This is a genomic window from Paraburkholderia sp. J69-1, assembly GCF_905220255.1.
Lineage (GTDB): Bacteria > Pseudomonadota > Gammaproteobacteria > Burkholderiales > Burkholderiaceae > Paraburkholderia.
The window spans coordinates 1-25,117 of sequence record NZ_CAJMZG010000043.1 but is presented as its reverse complement, the minus strand read 5'-3'; the positions used below and the strand labels follow the sequence as shown (position 1 = coordinate 25,117).

General features: G+C 58.2%; 16 protein-coding genes and 7 pseudogenes. 4 read left to right on the top strand and 19 right to left on the bottom strand.

Annotated features, from left to right (window positions below):
* Nucleotides 1-15: 15 nt before the first annotated feature.
* The 10 genes and pseudogenes from U5A67_RS39655 to U5A67_RS39615 all read right to left on the bottom strand — a co-directional run bounded on the left by U5A67_RS39655 (nt 16) and on the right by U5A67_RS39615 (nt 10,191).
* Nucleotides 16-1,095 carry an acyl-CoA dehydrogenase gene (locus tag U5A67_RS39655; protein WP_321818690.1) on the bottom strand — a complete coding sequence of 360 codons (1,080 nt, stop codon included), beginning with the start codon at nt 1,093-1,095 and terminating at the stop codon, nt 16-18.
* A 118-nt stretch (nt 1,096-1,213) separates the two neighbouring features.
* Complete coding sequence (locus U5A67_RS39650) at nt 1,214-2,377, bottom strand: CoA transferase (protein WP_321818689.1); 1,164 nt, start codon at nt 2,375-2,377, stop codon at nt 1,214-1,216.
* Nucleotides 2,378-3,117: 740 nt separating this feature from the next.
* The gene (locus U5A67_RS39645; RefSeq protein WP_321818688.1) at nt 3,118-3,423 is read right to left on the bottom strand and encodes a hypothetical protein; all 306 of its coding nucleotides are present in this window, start codon (nt 3,421-3,423) and stop codon (nt 3,118-3,120) included.
* Nucleotides 3,339-3,608 (bottom strand): annotated as a pseudogene (locus U5A67_RS40835) (TetR/AcrR family transcriptional regulator); the annotation flags it as partial. The gene U5A67_RS39645 and the pseudogene U5A67_RS40835, both read right to left, overlap by 85 nt.
* Nucleotides 3,609-3,673: 65 nt before the next feature.
* Entirely contained in the window at nt 3,674-5,056 is a 1,383-nt protein-coding gene (locus tag U5A67_RS39640; RefSeq protein WP_321818687.1) for an OmpP1/FadL family transporter, read from the bottom strand.
* A 49-nt stretch (nt 5,057-5,105) separates the two neighbouring features.
* Entirely contained in the window at nt 5,106-6,155 is a 1,050-nt protein-coding gene (locus U5A67_RS39635; protein WP_415768353.1) for a 2Fe-2S iron-sulfur cluster-binding protein, read from the bottom strand.
* Complete coding sequence (styC, locus tag U5A67_RS39630; RefSeq protein WP_321818685.1) at nt 6,155-6,691, bottom strand: styrene-oxide isomerase StyC; 537 nt, start codon at nt 6,689-6,691, stop codon at nt 6,155-6,157. The genes U5A67_RS39635 and styC overlap by 1 nt, the downstream gene beginning before the upstream one ends.
* A 23-nt stretch (nt 6,692-6,714) precedes the next feature.
* The gene (locus U5A67_RS39625) at nt 6,715-7,845 is read right to left on the bottom strand and encodes an alkane 1-monooxygenase (protein WP_321818684.1); all 1,131 of its coding nucleotides are present in this window, start codon (nt 7,843-7,845) and stop codon (nt 6,715-6,717) included.
* Between the two features lie 54 nt (nt 7,846-7,899).
* The gene (locus U5A67_RS39620) at nt 7,900-9,384 is read right to left on the bottom strand and encodes an aldehyde dehydrogenase family protein (protein WP_321818683.1); all 1,485 of its coding nucleotides are present in this window, start codon (nt 9,382-9,384) and stop codon (nt 7,900-7,902) included.
* 48 nt (nt 9,385-9,432) lie between these two features.
* Nucleotides 9,433-10,191, bottom strand: a complete 759-nt coding sequence (locus U5A67_RS39615; protein WP_321818682.1) for a glucose 1-dehydrogenase — start codon at nt 10,189-10,191, stop codon at nt 9,433-9,435.
* 827 nt (nt 10,192-11,018) lie between these two features.
* Here U5A67_RS39615 and U5A67_RS39610 point away from each other — a divergent pair.
* Together U5A67_RS39610 and U5A67_RS39605 are read left to right on the top strand one after the other, a co-directional pair.
* The gene (locus tag U5A67_RS39610; RefSeq protein WP_321818681.1) at nt 11,019-13,661 is read left to right on the top strand and encodes a LuxR C-terminal-related transcriptional regulator; all 2,643 of its coding nucleotides are present in this window, start codon (nt 11,019-11,021) and stop codon (nt 13,659-13,661) included.
* A 117-nt stretch (nt 13,662-13,778) separates the two neighbouring features.
* Nucleotides 13,779-14,255: a dienelactone hydrolase family protein gene (locus tag U5A67_RS39605; protein WP_321818680.1), complete on the top strand. Its 477-nt coding sequence runs from the start codon at nt 13,779-13,781 to the stop codon at nt 14,253-14,255.
* Between the two features lie 707 nt (nt 14,256-14,962).
* Here U5A67_RS39605 and U5A67_RS39600 read toward each other — a convergent pair.
* From U5A67_RS39600 to U5A67_RS39565, 8 genes and pseudogenes are all read right to left on the bottom strand, one after another.
* The gene (locus U5A67_RS39600; protein ID WP_321818679.1) at nt 14,963-15,898 is read right to left on the bottom strand and encodes an electron transfer flavoprotein subunit alpha/FixB family protein; all 936 of its coding nucleotides are present in this window, start codon (nt 15,896-15,898) and stop codon (nt 14,963-14,965) included.
* A 15-nt stretch (nt 15,899-15,913) separates the two neighbouring features.
* Nucleotides 15,914-16,663 carry an electron transfer flavoprotein subunit beta/FixA family protein gene (locus U5A67_RS39595; RefSeq protein ID WP_321818678.1) on the bottom strand — a complete coding sequence of 250 codons (750 nt, stop codon included), beginning with the start codon at nt 16,661-16,663 and terminating at the stop codon, nt 15,914-15,916.
* 141 nt (nt 16,664-16,804) lie between these two features.
* Nucleotides 16,805-17,977: an enoyl-CoA hydratase/isomerase family protein gene (locus U5A67_RS39590; RefSeq protein WP_321818677.1), complete on the bottom strand. Its 1,173-nt coding sequence runs from the start codon at nt 17,975-17,977 to the stop codon at nt 16,805-16,807.
* On the bottom strand, nt 17,974-18,765 hold the full coding sequence (locus U5A67_RS39585; protein WP_321818676.1) for an enoyl-CoA hydratase: 792 nt from the start codon (nt 18,763-18,765) through the stop codon (nt 17,974-17,976). The genes U5A67_RS39590 and U5A67_RS39585 overlap by 4 nt, the downstream gene beginning before the upstream one ends.
* 77 nt (nt 18,766-18,842) lie before the next feature.
* Nucleotides 18,843-20,570 (bottom strand): AMP-binding protein, encoded by a 1,728-nt coding sequence (locus U5A67_RS39580; protein WP_321818675.1) that lies wholly within the window; start codon nt 20,568-20,570, stop codon nt 18,843-18,845.
* A gap of 60 nt (nt 20,571-20,630) precedes the next feature.
* Nucleotides 20,631-20,921 (bottom strand): annotated as a pseudogene (locus tag U5A67_RS39575) (acyl-CoA dehydrogenase family protein); the annotation flags it as partial.
* A gap of 20 nt (nt 20,922-20,941) precedes the next feature.
* Nucleotides 20,942-22,479: pseudogene (locus U5A67_RS39570) on the bottom strand (CoA-acylating methylmalonate-semialdehyde dehydrogenase).
* 597 nt (nt 22,480-23,076) lie between these two features.
* Nucleotides 23,077-23,619, bottom strand: a pseudogene (locus U5A67_RS39565) (IS630 family transposase).
* Between U5A67_RS39565 and U5A67_RS40830 the strand changes: the two are divergent.
* Nucleotides 23,613-23,744 (top strand): annotated as a pseudogene (locus U5A67_RS40830) (transposase); the annotation flags it as partial. The pseudogenes U5A67_RS39565 and U5A67_RS40830 sit on opposite strands and share 7 nt — an antisense overlap.
* 75 nt (nt 23,745-23,819) lie before the next feature.
* Nucleotides 23,820-24,718 (top strand): annotated as a pseudogene (locus U5A67_RS39560) (IS3 family transposase); the annotation flags it as partial.
* Between the two features lie 40 nt (nt 24,719-24,758).
* Here the strand turns inward: U5A67_RS39560 and U5A67_RS39555 are convergent.
* Nucleotides 24,759-24,953 (bottom strand): annotated as a pseudogene (locus U5A67_RS39555) (IS110 family transposase); the annotation flags it as partial.
* Between the last annotated feature and the right edge of the window lie 164 nt (nt 24,954-25,117).

The window sequence follows — 25,117 nt, the reverse complement described above, 5'->3', positions numbered from 1 at the left end:
TCTCCTTGGTCGCTTTCAGACACCGGCTACGCCTTCGAGCATCGAGATTGCGCGGGCGTTTCGATACCACATTTCGATCGGATGCTCTCGTACGAACCCATGGCCACCGAAGATCTGCAAACCTTCGTCTGCGATCGACATTGATTTACTTGCCGCATAGGTATACGCGAGCTGGGACGTGCGCGTGGCGATCCTTCCATTCCCGAGTTCGAACGCTGCTCGCCAAGCCATCAAGCGCATAGCTGCTACATCGATGTGCATATCGGCGATACGGAATGCTATCGACTGCTTGCTCGCAAGCGCTGAGCCATGCACAACTCGATCCTTTGCATACGGGATAACGTACTCCATGACACCACGCGACAAACCTGTCATAACCGCAGCAAGTCCGGCACGTGACGCGTCTACTATGCGTTGAACGTTTGAGCCAGAATCTTCCCCAAGGCGTCCCGCATGAGGAATGGATACGCCGTCGAACACTACGTCGCTCATTCCGAGCGCCCGAAGGCCAACCGTCGGTACCGGCGTCTCGACGCTGACACCGGGTTCGTCACAATTCACGATAAAGGCCGCTCGCTCTCCCTCGGCTTGAGCGATGACGAGAAAATGACTGGCACCGGAGGCCAGCGGTACCAATGTTTTGCGTCCTTTCAGTCGCCACCCATCGCCGTCGCGCACAGCGGTGGTTGTTAGTGATGACACGTCTGAGGCGAAATGCGGTTCCATCAACGCTATGGAAGCCGCATGAAACGTGTCGCCCTGAAATAATGGCAGCAGCGTTTCCCGCTGCTCTGGGGATCCCTGGTCGATGATGACCTGGGTAAAGGCAACCGGCGCCGCGAGCGCAAGTGCGAGTGTCGCATCGGCCGCGGCGATCTCTTCGAGCACAAGTGCATTGAGAATAGAGCACCGCCGCTTCTCCTCTCCCCCTTGCATCTGTACAAGGCCAGTCGACCACAGGGCATTCAGGGTCGACGTGGGAGTCACAGCCTCCCTGTCCAGCCTCTGTGCGAGTGGGCGCAATTCTACCTGCGCGAAGCTTCTCATCGCGTTACGAGCGAGTTCCTGTTCCTCGCTCAAATCGAACGTAATCAAGTTTCTCTCCTATTCTCCTGCACGACGCAGTTCAAGTCTGCTTTACGACGCAGGTCAGCATCGTTTGCGATGCCTCAGCGTCCCAGCTCGTATCAAAGTGGGTATCACCGTGTCTCGTTCAAGGCTTCGTGGGTTCGCGCTTCGATTTCTGCAAAATCTCCTCGGTGTGTTCTCCGAGCAGCGGCGCTCGCGCTGCAACGTCTATTTTTGAACGGCCGAAACGTACGGGGAAATTCATCTGACGGATGACTCCAAACTCTGGATCCCCGTGATCGACATAGACATTGCTAGTCTTGACTTGTGGGTCTTCAAAAAACTCTTCGAGTGTATAAATCGGGCCGATTGCCACGCCCTCCATTTCGGCGCGCTGCAGGACTTCTGCGCGCGTCACTGTGATCGCATTGCGACCGAGTTCTCGCCACATGTCGCCATTTCGCGCAATTCTCCTTGCTGCGGACTTCCATGTCTCATCTCCGAGCAGATCCTCCCGGCCGAATAGCCGACAGGCGGCGGCAAACTGGTCGTCAGTCTGGATATGCCCAATCACCCATCCATCGCTCGTCCGAAGCGGGTGATGAATGTCGAGCGCAGGTGCTTTCTGCGCGCCCGACGTCTGGAACGTATAGTTTCCAATATTGTCTGTGAGCCCGAACCACGAAAACGCATTCAACAACGATGCGTCGATACGCTGCCCTTGGCCACCGCTGCGCTCCCGGTGCAGTAATGCGGCCAGAATTGCGCTAGCCGTAATTGTCGCGGTTGACTTGTCCACCATCAGGTTGCGGATCGGCTCCGGCGCCCCGCCGCGTCCCTGGAGATACATTACCCCTGTCATCCCCTGGAGAACATGGTCATAGGCGGGTTTCGACGCGTAGGGCCCCGATTCCCCAAAACCAGAAATCGACGTATAGATCAACTTCGGATTGGTGATTTGCAGGGTCTCGTATCCAAGACCAAGCCGATCCATTACACGAGGACGCATGTTATGAATCAGGACATCAGATGACAGCGCCAGTTCCTGTGCGACTTCCAGATCACCTCGTACCTTCAGGTTCAGTACGACGCTCTTTTTGTTCCGGTTTACGGTCATGAAGAGCGCCCCCATTTCCTTATGAAACGGGCCAACCTTGCGCATGGGATCGCCTTCAGGCGGTTCGATCTTGATAACCTCCGCCCCCATGTCTGCCAGAATCTGCCCCGCCAATGGTGCCGACACCATGGAACCCAACTCCAGCACCCGAAGCCCCGAGCAAGGTCCACCCGTCTTCGCAATTTCTTTCATCGTTGCCTCCAGTTGTCTCCTGCCCACCCCTGCCATCCGCGACATTCAGCTCCTGATGCTGCAGTCCAGACGGCGAACCATTAACCGAAATTTAACTTATACAAACAGACAAGTATGTTTGTAGTGTCATGCATTACCTCATGTGTTACTACCCGTGACGACCCTGGCTATCAGAAGCCGCGACCTGTTCTTTCGGTACGTTCCACATCATTAGTGATCTGTTGTGCATACGGTTGCACACATGCCTCTGCGGCTGAAGAGAGTCCACTTATTTGTTGATAACTCCTTTGTCTCCTTAACTATCTGCTTCTCTTCTGGCCTCTTCGATTCGCACTGTCTGCAGGTCGCCGGAAAATCTGTCCGGAGTGCCTCGACTAAAGGCCATTAGTCGAGGCATTGCGGTTTGGCTTTATTTCGTTATGCGGAGCTAATGTTCCGTTAGTTTCTTCGCGTAAGATTCGAGATGACCGTTGATGCCGCGCCGGAGGATGAGCGTTTCCGGATTGCCTTTCCCGCCCTTGGTAATGCGGGATCGTTCCAAAATTCTTCGTGTCGACATAACGAATTTCTACGCCGAGCAGATCAAGCCAGAGACGCATGGGTTTGTCCGTGAAATGATGCAGATACAGCAGCTACCCCGGTGGACTGCGCAGTGGGCGTCGAATAAGAGGGGAATAGTTTGTGCAGGAGGGCTGCGTTTATGCGCTCGCAGGCTACCGTCAGGGGACATTCAGGTTGAGCTACGCACGGGCGATCTTCGACCAATGCTCCGTGGTAAAGCGCGTGTACTCGGGATCGTTGCGCAGAAACTTGCGCATCACCATACCGCGGTAGACGCCCGGGTAATGTTGAGCACCGTCTTCGCCGGTTCTTCGGCTAGGCCAGAGCGCAGCAACTCCTGCAATCATGACCTTCTCGACCGGTAGCCGGTGATTGCGCGACATCGCGCGGACCTTCTGCCTCAGCCCGGGTTCGTGATCGCCAAGATTGAGGAGCGACACGGCAATGATGAAATTCGGCCCAGATAGAAACTGGCCGAATCCCACATCAGCGCATCCAGCACAACGTCGCCCGACTCCAGGCCCTCGATCAGCGTCATGCTTGCCGCGGTCGACGTTTGGTAAAGCCGCTGGAGCGCCGCCAGAACGAGTGCTTCCTTGGTCGGGAAATGATGGGTCTGTGCGTCGCGTGATACGCTGGCCGTGGCTGCGACCTCGTCGACCTCAAAATTATGCGTAGCCCTTGCCGATCAACTCGCTGATCGCGGCGTCCAATAGCCAATCCTCGGCAAGAGCCCTAGAAACGCTTTGTAAGCGCGAACGACGCCGCGATCTGCGAGTGCCTTACCTTGATCGGCACACTGGTGTCCGGCAGACTCACATTGGTAAAGGTCTTGGGAAATCCATACGCCAAGGCGATATCCAGCTTTGTATTTTGGCTAAACGAATACGAAGTACCTGCTGTCACATTGGTCGTGGGCGTCGCAGGCAGAATTGCCATCACCCCGCCGTCGGGCGTCGCGTCCTGCGCATAGTGGAAGCCCGCGCGGAACGTCCAGCTTTCGTTGTATCGGTATTGGACACCAATCGAAAGCACGTTGGTGTCCCGGTAGTCAAACGGCAGCGCGAGTTTGAGCGTCTGCCCCGTTCCATCCTGCGTGAATCCGACCTGAATGTCTTTCATTGCGCCGGACCAGAACACACGCTGATAGTCCACGGCAACCATGAGCCTGTCGGTGAAGTCGTGACTGACACCGGCCGTGAAAGAGGCGGGCATTTGGAAATCATGCAACCGGACCGTACCACTCAACGGGATATTGCCGGCCACCGCACTTACGGCAGTCAGCGTGGAATGTCCGGAGAGGTCACCCACTGCTGTCTTGAACTGGTAAGCAAGACCCACCGTAGTCGTCGGATTGACCGCGTAAGTGAGGCCAAGCCTCCCTCCTACGCCCCACGCCGAGGCTGCCCCTCCAGCGATCTGTCCGTTATTGAAATTAAGGTATCCGCCCGAGAGTTGAGGTATCCCCAGCAACGCAGGGACGAGGCCACCGGAAAGGCGTCCCTGCGTGGCGAGCGCCCCGATCTGGGTCGTATCGAGCAGCAGACCCAGGTTCACCGAAGTCCAGACGGCATCGACCGATCCGCCCACGGTGAGCTTGTCAGTGACCTTGTACGCTATCGAGAACGGGATGTCCATGACCAGCAATCTGGAAAACACATCCAGTCCAGTGTCGACTTTGTTGGTAGCTGTGCGGGACAGAAAACTGTCGGTGCCATACTGCGTGCCGACACCGTCGGTTGCATAGGCCCCGACGCCAAGTGCAATGCGGTCCCTTCGCCAGACAACGGCGAACTCCGGCCCGAAATACGGACCGTTGTTTCTCCCGCGACTGGACGAGTTTGCCGTTTCGCCGGTCGCCGTGCTGGTTACCTTGAGGTCCGCAGAGACCATATCAGCGCCGATAAGGAAGTAGGTTCCTTCCGGTATGAACGTCAACGTGGCCGGGTTGGACATCATGCCCGCTGGACCAATATCGTAGGCAGCCGCCGTTCCGCCCATGCCGATGGAAATCGGACCGTGACCGAGCAGATTGAATGCATCGGTCGCCCAGACCTTCTCACCCCACAGTGCAGCAACGAGACACCCTGTCGCCGCGGCAACATATTTCCTCTTCATGACCTGTCTCCTCCGAATCTTCGCTTTTTTTGTCGAGATCGGTTAGTAATTAATGGTCTCGACTGTCGGTGAACTTGTCGTAGAACACCCTATCCACCGGTATCCCATGTTTGCCGAGGCTGGCGATGGCCGCGTCGATCATGAGCGGTGGCCCGCACAGGTAACCTTCGCCCCCTTCGCAGAATGCCGGAGCGATATGGTCGGTGACCAACCCCCTTGCCCCCTTCCAATCACTGTCCAGTGACTCGTGAGAGAGGACCGGGATGAAACGGAAATCTCCTTGCCAGTTGCTGGCGATGGCCCCGATTGCCTCAAGCTGGTAGAGGTCGGCCTGGGTCCGTGCGCCGAACAGGAGCGTGCAATCGCGCCTGATACGGTTGCCCCGTGCATGCTCGAGTATGCTGATCAGCGGCGCCAGGCCACTTCCCCCCGCGACGCATACCATGCGCGAATCACCGCCACGCAGATGGAAGGTACCGAGCGGAGCTTCCATTTCGAGAGACACCCCGTTGAGCCCCCCTTCAAAGAGCGATTCGGTGAATTCACCGCCCGGTACCTTGCGAATATAGAACTCGAGGACTGTCCTGCCTTTGCGTTGCGGCGCCGTTGCAAAGGAATACGAGCGCGCCCGCCCACCGCCGGCCTTGCTGAGATTCGCGTACTGCCCGGCGGCATAGCTGACTGCCCGGTCTGTCTGTACTGTCACTTTCATGATGTCGTGCGTGAGCGGCTCGGTCGCGATGATGTTGGCGGTGTATTTCTCGGGAGGCGGCAGATCTGCGGCCGAGGAATCGATCTCGACAACCGTCAATTCATCCTTCGGAACCGCCTGGCAGGCCAAGATGTAGCCCGCGTCGAGTTCGTCCTTTGAGAGCGTGTATCCAAAAGGCGTCGCTTCGCGTACCCGCCCCTGCTTCAGACGGGTCTTGCAGGACGCACAGGTGCCAACGGTGCACTCGTGCGGATAGGGAATGCCATTGGCAAGCGCAGCTTCAAGCAGCGTCTGCCCTTGCCCGAGCTCGATCGTCACATCCTGGGGCAGGATTCGGAGCTGCTTTGGCTTCGATCTGCCAAAAGCGGATTTTAGGAAGTCTCGCATCAAACACCACTAATATTCTGTGTCGCTGGCCATGCAGGACGTCGAAACGACTGTCCAGCCAATATGACAACTACGACGATGGAAATGACGGCAAATACCAGACTAGGCACAAGTCCAATAAGGGAAGCGAGGTTCGCATCCCCCAGGCGGTTGCTCCCGAAGGTGAGCGCACGGTTTGGTGCAAACAGGGCCGCCGCGTAGAAGAGCGTATTCGCCCAGCCCGTTCCGACGATCAGCCATCCGAGACGTCGGGCGAGCCTGGGCTCGATGCCAAGCACGGGCAATACCAGCGCGACCAGCACGACTAGGAAAGCGTTAAGCAGTTGTCCGATATGAAAGCGGACCCAGCTATTGCCTTTGCCGGGCAGATGCACCGACAGGAGCTTCCCGGGCCATATTTCCACCCCGCCGATCAGGCTGACCAGCAAGCCGATTCCGGCCAGCATCCCGACCAGAAGAATCAGCATGCCGTGCCCGATCATTTGACGCTGGATATCGCGCGTCTCGCTCCGCATGAAGCTTGCGTTCGTAGTCACAGAGGTCTCCCTTCAGTACGCGGTCAGCTACTGGCCCAGGCTGTCGTGTTCGGCTTGCCTGGTTTGCTCGGCGGTTCTTCGAACCAGTCGTCCCAACCCGCATTCCGGTTCTGCTCCATGGCCAGACGTCGCTCTGCTTGGGAGGCGTATTCGTTGTCCCAGCGTCGCAAGGCGGGTTTGATGATCCAGCCGTACCACAGCGGGGGAACAAAGCCCGAGAGGAAGCAGACGATAATGCTCGGCATGATGATCGCTTGCCTGTCCGGTACCAGTTTGTAGTACGGAATATAAGAATTAAGATGATGATCAGCGTGATTGGTGATTTCGAACGCGTAGAGGCGGGAGAGCGTGCCGTAGTGATTCCAGACATGCCGATTTTCAATAGGTGTGCCAACTACTCGGATCTGTCCAAAGTGCTGGTAATAGTTGAATGCCTCAACCCAGAACCGCGCGATCACCATGGCAATCAGGCACAAACCCGCTGCCTTGGTGCCACCGATTCCGTGGATGATCGCAAGGAATACGACGACGGCCAGGATAGCTCGCCAAAGCGAATGCCGAATCGACCAGCGCGAGTACCCCCGCTTTTTCAACGTGTCGGAATCCAGCGTCAATTCGAGCCGGGTCGACTCGAACATAGACCGCGCGACGAAGCTGTACAGGTTGGTGCCCCGGCGCGCGGTGTCGCAATCCTCGGCGGTGCCGACATCCCGGTGGTGACCCACCACATGGACTTCCATTCGCATGGTGTCGAGAAATGCAATCTGCCCGTAGCGTCCGGCAAATCGCGCCAGGCGCCCGCGCGAGTGATACAGCTCATGGGTTGCCGGCACACCCGGCACCACCGACAGCCACGCCAGCCCCGCCACGCCACCGGCCAGTTGCCACCCGCTCAACTGATGATGGCCAACCGACCATGCGAAAACGAAATACATGACCGGCAGCAGAAGTGTTGAAATCCAGACCGGCAGATAGGCCCAGAAGTGACTTTTCATCCTGCGCTCAGACAGATCGAGCGGCAGTAGCGCGTCGAGAACCGCGATCACGGGAAACGCACCGATCGCAATCCACGTGAAATTGCCCCCCTGATAGAACCCCCAGATCGCCAGCACCTGGACGAGCGGCGCGAAATAGTACTTGATGTAATCCCACATGATCAGTCTCCTCATCCTCCTGAATACAATTGGTCGAGCCAACGTATCGGCTTGTTAGTCATCGAGCAACGCACAAACTGTTTTGGTTTCCGTGTAGGCAGCGAGTCCCTCTTTCGACACCTCACGGCCCCAGCCCGACTGCTTGAACCCGCCGAACGGCGCGGCCGGGTCAATGACGCCATGGCAATTGATCCATACCGACCCGGACTGCAGGCGGTGGGCCACGCGATGCGCCTTCTTGACGTCACGCGTCCAGATGTTGGCGGCCAGTCCGTACGTGGTATCGTTGGCAAGTCGAATGGCTTCCTCCTCGTCCTTGAAGCGGACGATGCTCACCACTGGTCCGAAGATTTCCTCCTGAACGATCTTCATCGACTGATCGGCATCGGCGAATACCGTAGGCTGCAGGAAATAGCCCTTGTCGCCGACCGTCTGGCCGCCATAGACGAGGCTTGCGCCCTGCTCGATGCCGGATTGCACGTAGCCGAGCACCCGCTCCTGCTGCTTGCGGGAGACGAGAGGTCCGAGCATCGTGTCGGCCTCCAGCCCGTTGCCCACCTTGAACTGCGATGCCACGGCAGCGACGGCTTCGACGACCTGGTCGTAGACGCGGTCCTGGACGAGCAGACGGCTGGCTGCAAAACAGATCTGACCGGAATTGAAGAACACTGCGAGGGCGGCACCAAGCCCCACCTGGTCGAGATCGGCATCGGCGAACACAATGCTCGGTGATTTGCCGCCGAGTTCAAGCGTCACGCGCTTCATGTTGCCGAGCGCGTACTCGACAATTTTCTTGCCCACGACCGTTGATCCCGTGAACGTGATCTTGTCGACGTCGGCGTGCCGCGCGAGCGCCTCGCCGGCCTCGTGACCGTAACCATTGACGATGTTTAGCGCCCCTTCCGGTAATCCCGCTTCAAGACACAGTTCGGCCAGCCGGAGCGTACTGAGCGGCGTGAGCTCGGTGGGCTTCAGCACCATCGTGCAGCCAGCGGCGAGCGCTGACGCGATCTTCCACGCGCCCAGTGCGAGCGGGTAGTTCCATGGAGTGATCGCACCGACCACGCCCACCGGCTCGCGACGCGTGTAGGCGTGATATTCCTTTCCATCAAAAGAGATCGGCGGAGTCGTACCGCCCAGCTTGGAGCACCAGCCGCCCATGTAACGGAAAACGTCAACGGTCGAGGGAAGATCGATGACCTTGGCGAAAGAGATCGCCTTGCCAGTGTCCAGAGACTCCAGCCACGCCAGTTCATCGGCGTGCTCCTCAACTTTGCGCGCGATATTCTCCAGGATACGGCCGCGGTCGATCGGACGAATCTTGCGCCACGCGGCCGACTCGAACGTCGCCCGCGCAACTTTCACTGCCTCGTCGATATCCTCCTGCTGTCCTCTCGGGACTTGCGCGATGATCTCTTCGTTCGCGGGGTTCTCGACGAGGATCGTCTGCGCGGAAAGCGCGGCTTTCCACTGGCCACCAATCAGATTCTGGTTACGGAGCCTAGTCGGATCCGCTGCATGTTTTGAGTTTGCATTCATGGGGTTGTCTCCGCAATAGTTCTCGTTAGCGAAACGTCAGGCAGGATTTCAGAGGCTCATGAAAATGCCACCGTCCACGATGATGTTCTGCCCGTTGACATAGGACGCTTCACCGCTGGCGAGCCAGAGCGCTGCGCCGGCAATATCTGCGGGCACCTGCGGCCGCTCGATCGTGCGCATCTGAGCTGAGACGCCTTCGAACTGCTCGTGCTGCTGCATGTTGGCCACGGCGTTTGCAGAGTGGGTATAGCCCGGAGAGATCGCGTTGACCGTAATCCCCGCCTTCGTGGCGGCAAACTCACGCGCCATAGCACGGGTCATGGCCGCTACTGCACCCTTGCTCGAGACGTAGTGCAGCATGAACGGAACTCCGACGTGTGCGATGACCGAGGCGATATTGATGACCTTGCCGCCACCGCCCTCGCGCATCGCCGCCGAGACTGCGCTCGTGCAAAGCCACGGACCCTTGACGTTGACAGCGTAGAGTTTGTCCCAGTCCTCGACCGCGATCCCTTCCATCGGAAGACCGTTGAGGCCCGTAAAAATGCCGGCATTGTTGACCAACACATCGATCTTGCCAAACCGCTCGACGGTAGCGGACGCCATTTGTCTGGTGCTGTGCGGATCGGCGACGTTGGCGTAAAGACCCAGCGCAGCGCCCTCGCCAAGTTCAGATGCCGCTGCCTCCGCCCCTTTCAGGTCTGCAATCACAACCTTTGCACCTTCGGCCACATAGGCCCGTGCGATTGCATTGCCGATACCGGTTGCCGCACCGGTGACGATCGCCACCTTGCCTTCAAGTCTCATCGTCTCGCTCCAGTTGAGATCGGTTGAAATTTCTACAAACAAACATGCCGCTCTGTTTGTTTAAAAAAATATTGAGCTGTAAATATCTGGTACGTCAATATCTTTTGTTGTTCTATCGCTTGCGCGCCATATACTGTTCCGCGCTCAACTACGCTTCAGGTGCCTCCCAGCATGGCATGTGACGATGCTGGGCCGAAACTGCTGGCACGAGACGCTCTTGCGCAAGCCTGTCGTTCCCCGGGACTTGCAGCGCCCGCACTGCAATTTGATCAACCACGTGGCAAAGCGCAAAAGCCGCAACCTGATTGTTCGTAGCCTATCCCCACATCAACGTTTCGCCGTAATGGTGTACCGAAAAACGATGCATGCTTTTGTGCTATCCAGTTTTGCATCCGTTACAAATGAATTAAAACCTTGTTCGTGATGAATATCCCCATCCCAAAGGATAGGTTGACGCCTAGGACAAACCCGAGGCCACGAATGCGCGTCATGCGTTCAAAATCTGGAGCACAGGATTTGGATGACGCACCTGACTCCAGGTTTTGTGCGTCGCAAAAGATAAAGGAGACCTGCCAAAAGTTGAATGTCTCGACCGAAGGGCCTGCCCATGGCTCGCTTGAGCCAGAATGGGTGGACGCAAAATGCGGGCGGGACCGTGCTCAATTTCGGCAGCCAGGTTAAACGTCGTAGGTCAGGTAGTACCCCATCCAATGAATTGGAAAAATTGGTCGCACGGGCGCTTTTCCCCGCCAGATTTCGCGTTTGAATACGTACCGACCCGTGCGCTCGCATCGCTACGCTCCCGGTCCCTTCCCCGGCTTACAGTCGTGACGGCCCCTCCGGGTTATGGAAAAACGGTTTTGTTAAGTGCGATCCACCGCTGGCTCTGCTCAAGTGGCGAGCGCTGTTTTTGGCTCACTCTCGACGAACGCGAGCGGGACGTCCGCTCCGTTTTTGCGCTGCTTCGGCAAGCAATGGTCGCCTCTGGACAAATGGGAGATAAAGGCGATATGCAGTTGGTCAGTGCGATCTCCGACCGCGTGGATATGATCGATGCCGGTCATGCCATGGAGGCGATCGTGACTGACCTGAGCCGACTGCGTGGGCGAACAGTGTTGTTTATCGACAATCTGGATGTGTGCGTAGACCCGTTGATTGCGGTGTTTGTCGAACGATTGACTTTTCATCGGGTGCCCAATGTGCACCTAGTCGTCTCCAGTGTGAGAAATCTTCCGATTGATTTCGTCCGGATGAAGCTTGAAGTAGATGGCTTGATGCTGGGCACAGAGCAACTCGGCTTTGACCGGAACGAGACCAAGCAACTGTTCACGAAGTCGGGACTCACTGGACCCGACGACCGGACCATTTTCGATATACAAGCGCATACAGAGGGATGGCCCGCAGCGGTGCGGTTGGCGCAGGTTCTCTACTCCGAACAGAGCCAATTCGCGCAGTCCATGTCATCAGGGGGCTTTATCTCAAGGCCTCTACGTGATTTCAGTGGTGATCAGAAGGATATCTCCCGTGTTCTAACTGAACGGGTTCTGGCTATTATCGATCCCGCTCGCGTACATTTCCTGATGGAGATTGCCCTCGTGCGTGAATTCAACGCGGACCTCGCAGAATTCATAACCGGTAACCTGAATGCACGCGACTGGCTCGACGACCTCCTTCAACGTAACCTGTTGATTTTTGCGGTCGGAGGAGGACGCCGATGGTTTCGTTTGCACACACTTCTTCGTGAGCACCTACTGCAGGAATCCAGAGAACGAATGCCCACTAAGCGGCGCACGGAGGTGCTGAAGCGGGCGGCCCGATGGTACTCTGATCAGAAAGACTACGTCTCGGCCTTGGGGAGTGCGCTGCGGGCTCCGGACGTCCAGTTGGCAGAAAATCTGATTGGACGCATTGCGCGGCATGTCGCCGCGGATTGCGGGCAGATGTCAATCTTTGCAGAGTGGTCAGAGACTTTGCTGGATCTGGGAGGACATCTGCCCCTCCAGGCACAGGGCTGGTACGTCTGGGCATTGTGTCACCTGATGCAGTACGAAAAGGCAAAGTGGGCTCTTGATTTACTCGATCGGCGCATTTCAGAGGCCCCCCCTTTTCCTACAGCTGAGCCGGACGAAATCGCCGACCTTTCCTTTCTGAGAATCGTACTTGCGGTATCGACCGACGTATTAGACATCGCACATGCTCAGGCACTAGCCTGGCTGGAGAATGCCGAGCACTACGACTCGCTTCGCGTTGGAACTGTTGCTGCGGTTGCCGCCATGGCGGCCCTAGACCGCGGAGATCTGTCGGAAGGCGAAAGGCACCTGGACTTTGCGGAGGGTGCGAGCGAAAGATCTCACAGCATGTTCGTTCGCGCCTGGATTGGCATTTTGCGCGCGATCCTTGAGTTATCCCGTGCGCGCCCGAATGTTGCCGACCGGTTGCTGAGCAGTGTACGAGTGCGCGTGGCAGCTGAGCTTGGCGAAAACTCCTCCGTGATCACTATCATCGATAGCGTGCACGCTCGCGTGCTGACTGACCTCGGCCTGTTTTCCGCGGCGCATATCCCGATGATGCGCAGCATGCAGACCGTCAACCATCATGGCGTGCCTGTTACCGCAGAGCTTGGACTCGGCGCCTGCGTCGCGATCAGGTCGGGTAAGGATCTCTCCAATGCAACAGACGCATTTCTTGACGAGATCGCCCGGCGATACGCACCGCGTATCATGACCATATTGACCGCGCAGCGCATTCGACGTCGCTTACATTCCGGATCCGAAGTGGACCCGATTGAACTTGCAGACCTCGTCCTTCAATCGACGACCCACACTTCTGCCACAGAGATGCGCGCGCGCGGCGACTGGTTGCTTGCAGGTATTGAGTTGACGATTGCTGGGGGCTTCTTCAAGCAGGCCCATGAAACAATCGATGCCGAAATGAGAAGTGCGATCATCCAGGGCCGGACAAGCGACCGCGTATCTCTCCTACTTGCGTCGATGGACGCATACAGTCGCGCGGGAAGGGGGCGCGAAGCCGCCCGTGCTCTTTCACGCGCAATCAGTCTCGCCCACCCAGGTTCACTCCTCTATCCATTCATTCTGTACAAACGGGAAGTCGGCAAGGTAATTGCCAACACTCGCGCTCGTGATTTCGGGTTGATCCGGCAAGCCGAAATCAGCTTTCTTGATCGGCTTCACGAAATTTGTACTCACTCGGATGGGCAAGCCGTCTCCCAAAACGCTCATCCGGTTGAACATACAGCCGAACCCGTTGACGAGTTACAACCGCTCACGGCGCGAGAAACACAACTTCTGCGCTTGGTGAACGAAGGTCTTAGCAACCAGACTTTGGCCGACCAGCTTTCGCTTAGCCTTCCTACCGTTAAATGGCATCTCAGAAACCTCTACGAAAAGCTTGGCGTTCGTAACCGCTCTGCAGCTCTTGCGAAGGCACGGGCATATGGATTATTGACCTGAATCCGGCTCTGGCCCGCCTCGCAATATTCAAAAAGACTATTTGGACTGTTTGTGTATTGCGTGGCGAAGCGCGACGTTCTAAAGATATTCTGCGTTTGTCGTACGTCAGCGCGAGGCGTGGCGAAGAACCCGGTTTTTTGGCACAAGCCGGGGCATTTCTCCAACTTTTTTCACGAGGTAGCGACAGATGCGTCATTGAGTCACCGCGGTGACTCGCACGGTCCGATGAGCGGATGGGTCGCCGAACCAGACGACAAACCAGAAGGTGCGGGCATGCCGATCCACGAAATATTCGGCGTTAATGCCAACATGCGCAAAATCGCTCACCGATATGTCGGAAAAGGAAATCTCACGGTTGTGCTCACGCTCTTCGACAAGGTCCAGCATGAGGTCGAACTCAACGACTATCCCACCGACGACTACCGGTGCGGGAACGAGCTCTCGCCGCAGCTTGAGGTCAACACCGCGGCGGAATTCATCGCAGCAGCAGTCGACGCGATTGTTCATGCGGGCAATTTCGCAATCATCGGATACGCCCGGGGGAAGCTCGGTTGCGTGCTTTGTTTCCCGAAATCTGCCGTGCTCGGATGTTGAGTACTACAGCACGCACCTGTCTGGCCAGCCTCATTGCGCAATGAGCCCGCCGACGTTGGCCCACTACGGCACGCTCGACCCGCTATGTGGATCTGACGTGCGAGCCACCGGAAACGGAGTCGAGTCTGTGCAGTTCCTCTCTTACCCAGCGGAGCACCGGTTCGAGCGGAACGGTGACCCATTGCATTACCACGCAGAAACCACAACTCGGGTCTTTCCGCAAACACAGAATTTGCCGGAACAGCATTTGGGCGTGTCAGGCTACTATCGATGACTGGCTGGTCGTACACTGCGCGATGATCGACGTAACTGCATGTTGTGCGGGCGGTACCTGCAGCCGCAGCGTCATGCTCGCCAGTGGTCGCTACTCGTTTTTGGGCAACGGCATCGCATTCGGCCTCTACCGTGAAAGCCGATGGACGAGCCGTGGCAGGGGCAGCAGCTCGCAGCGCAGGTGTGGTACTGGAGTGTCGTGAGAGATTGGACGACAGCCCGGGCTGTCCACTGGCTGATGTTCCATATGCTTCTGGCCCGATGCCATATTGAAACTTCTCGCACCCATTCTGTCGTTGCCGGACGTCCTTTGCATTTTAGCTGGGTGTCCCGACCACGGAGCGCCATTTTCGGCTTTGGACAGACGAAGTGGCGCATCCGTCAACCATGCTTTTAGATCGCAGATGCGCTTGCCCTGTCAAACTGCCACCGATTTAGCTCAGCGCGCGCACAAGTTCCGGCACCGCGTTAAACAGGTCTGCAACCAATCCGTAATCGGCCACACTGAAAATTGCTGCTTCCGCGTCCTTGTTGATTGCCACGATGACCTTAGAGTCCTTCATCCCCGCCAAATGCTGGATCGCGCCTGAAATTCCGACGGCGACGTAAAGCTGCGGCGCGACGATCTTGCCAGTCTGGCCCACCTGATAATCGTTCGGCACGTATCCCGCGTCCACCGCCGCACGTGATGCGCCGAGGGCTGCGCCTAGTCTGTCCGCCAGCGGCTCAAGCACCGTGGCGTAGTTCTCTGCGCTACCGAGTCCGCGCCCCCCCGAAACGATAACTGGTGCATCCGTCAGTTCGGGACGGTCCAGCTTCGTCACCTCGCGGCTCACGAACTGCGATAATCCCCGATCGGCCGGCGCCCCGATCTTCTCGATTGTGGCGGCTCCCCCTTCTGCTGCCACTGCATCGAAAGCGGTCGTGCGTACCGTGAGCACTTTCACCGGATCGGCCGATCGGACGGTGGCGATTGCGTTGCCTGCATAGATCGGCCGTTCGAACGTGTCCGGGCTCACCACTGCCGTGATATCGCTCACCTGCGCAACATCCAGTTTCGCCGCAATGCGCGGCGCGACATTTTTTCCTACCGCCGTAGCGGGCGCCAGGATGTGGGTGTAGTCCTGTGCCACCTGTAAAACTGTCGCCTCAACGTTCTCCGCCAACCCGGCTGCCAGTTGGGGGGCGTCGGCGTGGAGAACCTTCGTCACACCAGCGATCCTCGCAACCGCGTCTGCCGCGTCATGCGCATTGTGCCCGGCCACCAGAACGTGGACGTCCCCCCCAACCTTCTGCGCCGCCGCCACCGTGTTCAGCGTAGTAACCTTCACCACTGCGTTGTCGTGTTCAGCAATCACAAGTATTGTCATTTGTATTCCTTATTCTTACAGGACCTTTGCTTCGACGGTCAGCTTTTCCACCAGCGTCTTCACGTCGGCGACCTTCACACCTGCCGAACGCTTCGGCGGCTCGACAACCTTGAGGGTCTTCAGACGCGGCGTGACGTCCACAGCAAGATCTTCAGGCTTGATCGTTTCCAGCGGCTTCTTCTTCGCCTTCATGATGTTCGGCAGCGTGACGTAGCGCGGCTCGTTTAAGCGCAGGTCCGTCGTGACGACGGCGGGCAGCGTCAGCAACAGCGTTTCCGCGCCGCCATCGACTTCACGTGCAACCGTTGCACGGCCGTCGGCTACCGTGATCTTTGAAGCGAAGGTGGCTTGCGGCAGATCGGCCAAGGCAGCCAGCATCTGGCCGGTCTGGTTCGAATCATCGTCGATTGCCTGCTTACCGAGGATCACCAATTGAGGCTGCTCCTTTTCCACCAGCGCCTTGAGCAGCTTCGCGACGGCCAGCGACTGTAGCTCCTCGTCTGATTCAATCAGGATGGCGCGATCCGCGCCGATTGCAAGCGCGGTGCGCAGCGTTTCCTGTGCCTGCGCTATTCCCGCAGACACGGCGACTACCTCCGTCGCGATGCCCGCCTCCTTCAGGCGTACTGCCTCTTCCACCGCGATTTCGTCGAAAGGATTCATCGACATCTTGAGGTTCAACGTGTCCACCCCAGTCCCGTCCGACCTTGCCTGTACTTTTACGTTGGCATCCACGACCCGCTTGACCGCTACCAGAATCTTCATTGCATCGTCCATCCGTTCTCTTTGATAACATTCTTTTTACCCGTCTCCCCGGAGGGGGCAGGGGCAGGCGCATTACATTGTCGCCCTAGTCCCAACGTATCGCCCGCGCCCCGTGATAACGGCCTTGTTCGCCTGTCAACGTCAATCGCACAAGCCGGCAAGCGGATGCGTGCTGCTGCGCCACGGCGAAGACAGAAAATGCTGTACGCGCTCAGCACGAACCTCGACGAGCTTCGCCGGAATCCAGCGGGGCTTGCGGTCCTTGTCAACGAGATGCGCGCGCACGCCTTCACAAAACTCCCCCTCCCCGATCGCTCGCGAGACGATGCCGAGTTCCATTCGGAAACATTCTGCGAGTGTCATCTGGCGCCCTCGCAGCAGCGCCTCACGCGTGACCATCAACATCGTTGGTGAGTATTGCGTCAGTGCGTCGAGCGTCGCGAGCAACCAGTCTGCTTCAGGTTGCGGAGGGTGCCGGGAAAGCTCGGCAGAGAGCGTGCTCACGATCTGCTCAATTCCCACGTGCCGGTCGAAGTGTCGCGAGATCAACGGCATGTACGCGGGCAACGTGGCCTTCGGTATGCCCCTGACACCCTCCGGAGCAAAAGCTGCTCGCAGCGCCTGCAGCACATCCCCCTCAAATATCATCCGCTCCAACCGGCCCTCGAAGTCGTCGAGCCATTCGGCCGGTACACAGAGGTCTGCCAGTCCGCATGCCACTGCATCCGCGCCCGACAGAGTAATACCGGTCAACCCGACGTACAGTTCGGTCGCCAGCGGCATCGCCGCAAGAAAACGGGTCGCACCAACATCCGGCACCATCCCGATGCGGGTCTCCGGTATTGCGATTTTCGTGCGGGGCGTCACAATCCGGATCTGCGCGGTCTGGCCGAGTCCCATTCCCCCGCCCATCGTGACCCCATCCATCAGCGCGACAACCGGCTTCGGGAATCTGTGCAGTGCATGGTTAAGCTGGTATTCATCAATGAAAAACTGCAGCCAGCCATTCTCACCGTCGCGCTGTCCGCCACGCGCGAGCTGGTACAACGCCCGCACATCACTACCTGCGCAAAATCCCTTCGGACCTCCACCACGCAGCACGAGTGCAACGATCCGGTCGTCGTTGCGCACACGTTCGAGCACATCCGCGATGTCGCGCACCATCGAGTGCGACAATGCATTGAGCGCCGCTGGTCGATTCAAGGTGATGACGGCGACGCGGTTTACTACACGAAACAGTACTTCGCTTCCGGTGCCGCCAACCTCGGATGAAATGGACGTCGAGGAAGGCTCGAAATCAGGCGTGGCGTTCATGCGCCGCGCTCCGCCATCGTGCTCCATCGCGGTGCCCGCTTTTCGAGGAATGCGTTCACGCCTTCGAGCTGATCTGGCGTTCCTGACAGGTCGACGAAACGCTCACGCTCAACGGCGAGTGCTGCGGCCCGCGGCACGCCGTTGCGCCCCTGATGGATCAGTTCCTTGCTGAACGACACCGCATGCGGACTGAGAGACGCGACACGCGCGGCCATCGCGAGCGCTGCTTCTCGTGCCTCGCCAGCGGCAACCACTTCCTCGACCAGCCCGATGCGCTGCGCGGTAGCCGCATTGATACGCTCGCCAGTAAGAATGATCCGCTTGGCCCAGCCTTCGCCGACGAGCCATGGGAGCGTCTGTGTACCACAACCACACGGCAACAGGCCCACAGCCGTCTCGGGCAGAGCCAACACCGCGTGCTCCTCCGCAATGCGGATATCACAAGCGAGCGCGCATTCCAGTCCGCCCCCCATTGCATAACCATTAATCGCCGCGATTACAACGGGGCGGGCATTCTGAACGGCTTCGAAGGCAGCGCCGAAGGCAGACGCTGCATCGCGTGCAACGTCGCGATTTCCCGAGGCGAATGTGTTCAGATCTGCCCCCGCGCTGAAGAATTTCGGGCCACTGCCGGTGACGATTACCGCGCGCACGTGGGGCTGTTCGTCGTAAGTTCGGATGACTTGCTGCAACTGCCGCAGGCCATCGGGTGTAAACGCGTTTGCGGGCGGACGCGTCAGCGTCACGATAGCCACAGCGCCGTTTTGGGTAAGTTCAAACTCGATCATTCAGCTTCTCCGTAGACCTAGCAACGGTCGCCAATGCTGGGACTTCGCACGCAGCATCGCCACATGCAGATACATGTTCAGCGCAGTTCAGGAAAGTCCTCTTCCCAATATTCGTCGGGGAAGCGCTCTGCTGCTCCCATGGCGCGAGCCATTTCGCGGCGCCGCAGTTCAACGCGGCGAATCTTTCCCGAGATGGTCTTGGGTAAATCGGTGAACTGTAATCGCCGGATCCGTTTGTAAGGCGCGAGTTTCTCGCGCGAGAAACGAAAAACCTCGCGAGCGAGTTCCGGTCCGATCTTGTAGCCTTCGCGCGCGATGACAAATGCCTTCGGCACCGACAGACGAACCGCATCCGCGCTCGGGACGACAGCCGCCTCGGCAATCGCCTCGTGCTCGATGAGGACGCTCTCCAGCTCGAAAGGGCTAAGGCGGTAGTCGGAAGATTTGAATACGTCGTCTGCTCGTCCGACGTACACGAAGTAGCCGTCATCGCGCCGCAATGCGATGTCGGATGTATGGTAAAGGCCGTTGCGCATCGCGTACTCGGTCGCCGGCGGGTTGTTGGCATAACAAGTCATCAGACCGGTTGGACGATGCGCGAGTGACAGTGCAATTTCTCCCTCGCTTGCGGCTTGATCGTCCGCGTCGACCAGTTCGATACGGTAGCCTGGCAGCGGGCGCCCCATCGATCCCGCGACTACTAGCTGGCCCGGAGAGTTGCCGATCTGGCAGGTCGTTTCTGTTTGACCAAAGCCATCTCGAATCGTGATACCCCACGCGTGACGTACGCGCTCGATGATTTCAGGATTAAGCGGTTCGCCCGCTCCGACGATCTCCCGCAACTTAACCGGATACGACGCAAGGGGCTCCTGCACCAGCATCCGCCAGACTGTCGGCGGAGCGCAGAGTGTCGTGACGCCACATTGCACCAGCACATTTAGTGTTTCCTTCGGTGCGAAGCGCGTGTAGTTATAGACGAACACGCATGCGCCCGCGTTCCACGGCGCGAAAAAGCAGCTCCACGCATGCTTCGCCCAGCCTGGGGAACTGATGTTCCAATGCACGTCACCCGGCTTCAACCCGATCCAGTACATTGTCGAGAGATGGCCGACCGGATAGCTTTGATGGGTATGCTCGACGAGTTTTGGCTTCGACGTCGTGCCGGAGGTGAAGTACAGCAGTAGCGGGTCGGTGGCGTTCGTCGGGCCGTCCGGCTCGAAAACTGGGCTCGCTTCATACGCCAGCGTAAAATCGATCGAGTCCTGAATGACCGCTGCTCGCGCGTCCACCACGATGCGCTTGACTGTCGCATCGACCCCGTCAAATTTCCCCACCTCGCTTCCATCGACAATGACGAATTGCACGGCCCCGATCTCGACTCGCTCGCGAACGTCATCCGATGACAGCTGCGTTGTCGCAGGCAGCACCACCGCGCCAAGCTTCATCGCGGCGAGCATCACCTCCCACAGCTCAACGCGATTGGGCAGCATCAGCAGTAGTCTGTCGCCACGCGCAACGCCCTGCTCCCGGAGGAAATTTGCCACGCGCGAGGACCGCTCAGCCATCTGAGCGAAGGTGAGCCTTGTTCCGTCGCAAGTCGGATCGTCGACGATCCACAGCGCCGGGCTGTCGTTGCCACGCGCCATTTCATCGAAGTAGTCGAGCGCCCAGTTGAAGGTGTCGAGCTTCGGCCACGCAAATTCCTTATACGCGAGCTCATAGTCGGTGCGGTGACGCAGTAGCAGGTCACGCCCGGCGAGGAAGGTCTGTGCAGAATGCGTAAAGCCTGTCAATTTTGTCTCCATCGGCGCACAAGCGCCCTTTTATTACTTAATTTGCCTGACCAGTGCGCGCGGTGCATGCAGCTAAAGCTGGCGCGCGATCACCATGCGCTCTACCTCACTCGTGCCCTCGTAGATCGGAGTGATCCGCGCGTCCCGATAGTGACGCTCGACCGGATAGTCGTTCAGGTAACCATAGCCACCGTGGATCTGAATCGGGTGCGAGCAAACTTCCCCCGCCATCTCGGACGTATACAGCTTCGCATGCGATGCCTCGGACAGGCGCGGCTTGCCAAGCGTTCGCAGTTGGGCTGCGTGATGGACGAGAAAGCGAGCAGCGTTCAGGCGCGTTGCCATGTCGGCGAGCAGGTTGGCTGATTAACCTCACTCACGGGCTAGCGCATGCTAATCGTCGTGTTCACACCGTCGTTGACGGTAGCATCATCGAACCAGCGCGCGGTCACCGTCTTGGTCTGGGTGTAGAACTGCACGACCTGCTTGCCGTATGGCCCCAGATCGCCGAGCTTCGAACCACGCGAGCCCGTGAAGCTGAAATACGGCACTGGCACCGGAATAGGAATGTTGATACCAATCTGGCCGATATCAATCTCGCTCTGGAACTTGCGCGCGGCCGCGCCGCTTTGCGTGAAGAGACCCACGCCGTTACCGAAAGGGTTCGCATTGACAATCAAGATCGCTTCATCAAGTGTGGTCGCGGTCAGGACCACGAGGACCGGACCGAAAATCTCCTGCGCATAAATGTCCATGTCGGTCGTCACGTCGGTGAAGATCGTAGGACCGACGAAATTCCCATCTTCGTATCCAGGCACCCTTACGTGGCGGCCATCGAGCGCCAGTGACGCGCCCTGCGTCACCCCAGATTCGATGAGCCCGAGCACACGCGCCTTTGCCGCACGTGAAACGAGCGGTCCGACATCGGTCTTGGGTTCATGGCCGGCATTCACCTTTAACGTCTTTGCCTTCTCAACCAGTTCAGGCAACCAGTCCTTGGACGCGCCCACCAGCACGACAACGGAAGTCGCCATGCAGCGCTGCCCCGCGGCGCCGAAGCCGGCGCCGACAAGGGCATTTATCGTCTGCTCACGGTCTGCATCGGGCAAAACGACCGCATGGTTCTTTGCCCCCATCATCGACTGCACGCGCTTGCCGTGTTCGCTTCCGAGGCGATAGACGTGCGTGCCAACGGGCGTCGACCCAACAAACGAAATAGCCTTCACGAGTGGATGCGAGCAGATCGCGTCGACCACTTCCTTACCGCCTCCTTACCGCCGTGCACGACGTTGAGCACCCCCTTCGGAATACCCGCTTCGAGTGCGAGTTCGACGAGTTGCATCGTCGAAAGCGGATCCTGCTCCGAAGGCTTGAGCACGAATGTATTACCGCAGACGATCGCCATCGGAAACATCCACAGCGGAATCATCGCGGGAAAGTTGAACGGCGTAATGCCCGCGCACACGCCGATCGGCTGCTGCAGCGTGTACGTGTCGACGCGACCGGCCACATTTTCCGCAAATCCGCCCTGCTGCAAGGTTCCGATCGAGCACGCGTGCTCGACCACTTCCAGCCCGCGGAAAATGTCGCCCTCGGCATCGGGAAGCGTCTTGCCATGCTCGGCTGTAAGTGTCTTCGCAATGCGTGGCATATGCTCGCGGATCAGTGCCTGGAACTTAAGCATGATCCGCAGGCGCGCACCGATCGGCGTGTTCTTCCATGTTGCGAACGCTGAATGCGCACTCCCGACGGCCGCATCGACTTCGGCGATCGTCGTGAACGGGACACGCGCAAGCACCTCCTGCGTGGCCGGATTGACGACATCGCGCCATTCGGCCGTAGCCGACTCGACAAACTTGCCGCCGATCAGCAGCTTGACGGTTGATACGCTAGCATTCGATGCCTGTGTAACTGCGTTCATCATGAACTCTCTCAAGGGTTCTAGCGATCCCACCCCATGGCCGCGCATCGCTCATAGACAGGAATGCGGCCCACTCCATAGGTCGTGGAGGCCGCGAGCGTGCCGAAAATCTAATCGAGCATGAGAAACAAGACGCATCGAAACTGAACGCTGCAGCAGTACTGTCCCGAAAGAAGTCGTTCCACTCGACCGTCGTGTCGGCCATGCTGGCCAAGTGCGCCGGAATGTAGTCATGAGTTCGCAACCTAGGCACAGCCGCATGGGATACACCGCTAGTGGAGGACCGGATGTCCATACTGTGTCTCCCTTCATTTGTGTTGACGCGCCCGAAGTTCAGCATCCGTGGCAGCTCACGCCGCGTTCTGGTTCAGCGGAATGCGACCGAGTATAGTTATTTGAATTTCCACAGCCAATAGACGAAAAAACCCATCCAATATGCAAAAAAACACAAGCAATAGACTTGGGACCTCAAGCTCGGACGATCTTCGATGTTTTCTTTGGATTGCACGGAACCAGCATGCGAGCACTGATGCAGAATGGCTGCGCGTCGAGCACATCACAGGCGCTAGGTACAGCGGCCCCACGTATCAGAGGGCACTAGTATTCCGTCCCAGAAATAACTTTGCATAGCCGGGCCACCTTCTGAATGATTGAATCGGCGGTCGCGGTCCAGACAAATGGACGGTTGTGCTGGTTGTACTGAGCGACATAGCATTCAATGCTATTGATCAATTGGCGCACGTTTTTGAAGGATCCACGTCGGATAGCTTGCTGTGTGATCAGGCCAAACCAGCGCTCCACTTGATTGAGCCAGCTTGAATAAGTCGGCGTGAAGTGCATGTGATACCGCGTGTGTTTGGCCAGTCATGCCTTGACCTTCGGGTGCTTATGCGTAGCGTAGTTATCGACGATCAGATGCACGTCAAGTTCCTCCGGAACCGCCTCATCAACGTGCTTCAGAAAGACCAGAAACCCCTGATGCCGGTGACGCGACTTGCATTGTGCGATGACCTCGCCCGTCGGTGCATTGAGCGCAGTAAACAAGGTCGTTGTGCCATGCCGGATGTATGACCATGCCTCGATTTCGCGTACAGCAGGAAATTTGTTAGTTTCCTGTTGGTACGGACGATTGCATGTCAGAGAAGTCAGTGCCGAAACGACAATATACGGACGAATTCAAGGTTGAGGCCATCAGGCTTGCTGAAACAGTCGGCCAGCATGAAGCGGCGCGCAGGCTCGGGGTGCCGGTGGCGACGCTAGGGAACTAGAGTTGGCGTAGTCGCGGTTCCGAAGACGGTGTCGAGACGAGTGGTCGCGATGTGAGCGCTGCATGTGCGACGCGCCCGATCAGCGAACTGGAGGCAGAGAACAGCCGGCTGCGCAAGGAGCTCGCCAGTGCGAAAGTGGATATCGAGATACTTCGAAAAGCGACGGCGTACTTCGCGAAGGTGGCGCGGTGAGGGACGCCTGGATCGACGATTACCGCGACCAGTACAGCGTCACCCGGCTATGCCAGATTCTGGGCGTTTCACGCAGCAGATATTGCCAGTGGCGCCTATGGCCGTCCGCGTATCGTGCGGCAATTGCGAGCCCAAAGTTGGCCGGCGAGCGAAGAGCGCGTGCCGCGTAGCTTGCAGCGCCAGGGCTTGCATCCGGTCTACAGGCGTGCCTATCGGGTCACGACGGACTCGACGCACAGCCTTTCCGTAGCACCGAACCTGCTCGATCGTCGTTTCGATGGCTGGCAGCCTGATGGCACGTGGGGCGGCGACATCACGTTCGTCAGGACCGGCGAAGGCTGGCTGTATCTCGCGGCGATTCTCGATCTGGGTAGTCGATGAATAGTGGGCTGGTCAATGTCCGAACGCATCGACGCCGAGCTGGTTTGCCAGGCACTGCGCAGCAGCGCGTGCTGGCAACGCAAACCGGCACCGGGACTGCAATTACACTCCGACAGAGGGGCGCAATATGCAAGCCGGGCATACCGGAAGCTGACCGCCGGATTCAAGGCAACGTCTCCATGAGCCGTCGTGCCAATGCGTGGGACAACGCCCCGATGGAAAGCTTCTTCAAGACCCTGAAAGTCGAGAGAATCTATCAGGTTCGCTGCGAGACGCGAGCAGAGGCTCGTCTGGAGATCGTCGACTGGATCGAGGGCTATTACAATCGAGAGCGCCTGCACACCGCGATAGGGTTTCTTACTCCCGTCGACTTCGAGGCCGCGTTGATCGCTACATGATCTGCTGTACGTGGGAACGAGGCAGGGTCACCAGTTCGTTGAGCTTGCGTGCAAGCCAGTGCGCACCCGCACATGCTTCCATACTACCGTCACCACCTTCAGATTGCTGAAGAGCTGACACAGTTGCGTCCGAGAAAACTTTTTTGCGGAGCACCTCATTTCCCTTTGCATCTTGTGCACGCAGATGAAAGACATGCTTGCCCAGATCGATGCCGATCAGCGTGACCTCGTTCATGGCGCTCTCCGCTACCGTAGACTGAACTACCTATCGTAGAACGGTCGCTGGGATCGCGCTGGCAATTTCGTTATGTCCGCTTTGAGGATGGCTTTGACAAATTTTAGGTCCCAAATAGTCCAGGCCGAGGCGCGACTCAGGCCCAGTCATGCCGCCGACTGCCT

What these genes read in the sequence shown, in the direction of transcription:
- U5A67_RS39580 (WP_321818675.1), bottom strand. Translation starts at nt 20,570, where the DNA reads ATGGAGACAAAATTGACAGGCTTTACGCATTCTGCACAGACCTTCCTC.
- U5A67_RS39635 (WP_415768353.1), bottom strand. Translation starts at nt 6,155, where the DNA reads ATGCGAGACTTCCTAAAATCCGCTTTTGGCAGATCGAAGCCAAAGCAG.
- U5A67_RS39585 (WP_321818676.1), bottom strand. Translation starts at nt 18,765, where the DNA reads ATGATCGAGTTTGAACTTACCCAAAACGGCGCTGTGGCTATCGTGACG.
- U5A67_RS39620 (WP_321818683.1), bottom strand. Translation starts at nt 9,384, where the DNA reads ATGAATGCAAACTCAAAACATGCAGCGGATCCGACTAGGCTCCGTAAC.
- U5A67_RS39615 (WP_321818682.1), bottom strand. Translation starts at nt 10,191, where the DNA reads ATGAGACTTGAAGGCAAGGTGGCGATCGTCACCGGTGCGGCAACCGGT.
- U5A67_RS39590 (WP_321818677.1), bottom strand. Translation starts at nt 17,977, where the DNA reads ATGAACGCCACGCCTGATTTCGAGCCTTCCTCGACGTCCATTTCATCC.
- U5A67_RS39625 (WP_321818684.1), bottom strand. Translation starts at nt 7,845, where the DNA reads ATGTGGGATTACATCAAGTACTATTTCGCGCCGCTCGTCCAGGTGCTG.
- U5A67_RS39600 (WP_321818679.1), bottom strand. Translation starts at nt 15,898, where the DNA reads ATGACAATACTTGTGATTGCTGAACACGACAACGCAGTGGTGAAGGTT.
- U5A67_RS39640 (WP_321818687.1), bottom strand. Translation starts at nt 5,056, where the DNA reads ATGAAGAGGAAATATGTTGCCGCGGCGACAGGGTGTCTCGTTGCTGCA.
- U5A67_RS39650 (WP_321818689.1), bottom strand. Translation starts at nt 2,377, where the DNA reads ATGAAAGAAATTGCGAAGACGGGTGGACCTTGCTCGGGGCTTCGGGTG.
- U5A67_RS39595 (WP_321818678.1), bottom strand. Translation starts at nt 16,663, where the DNA reads ATGAAGATTCTGGTAGCGGTCAAGCGGGTCGTGGATGCCAACGTAAAA.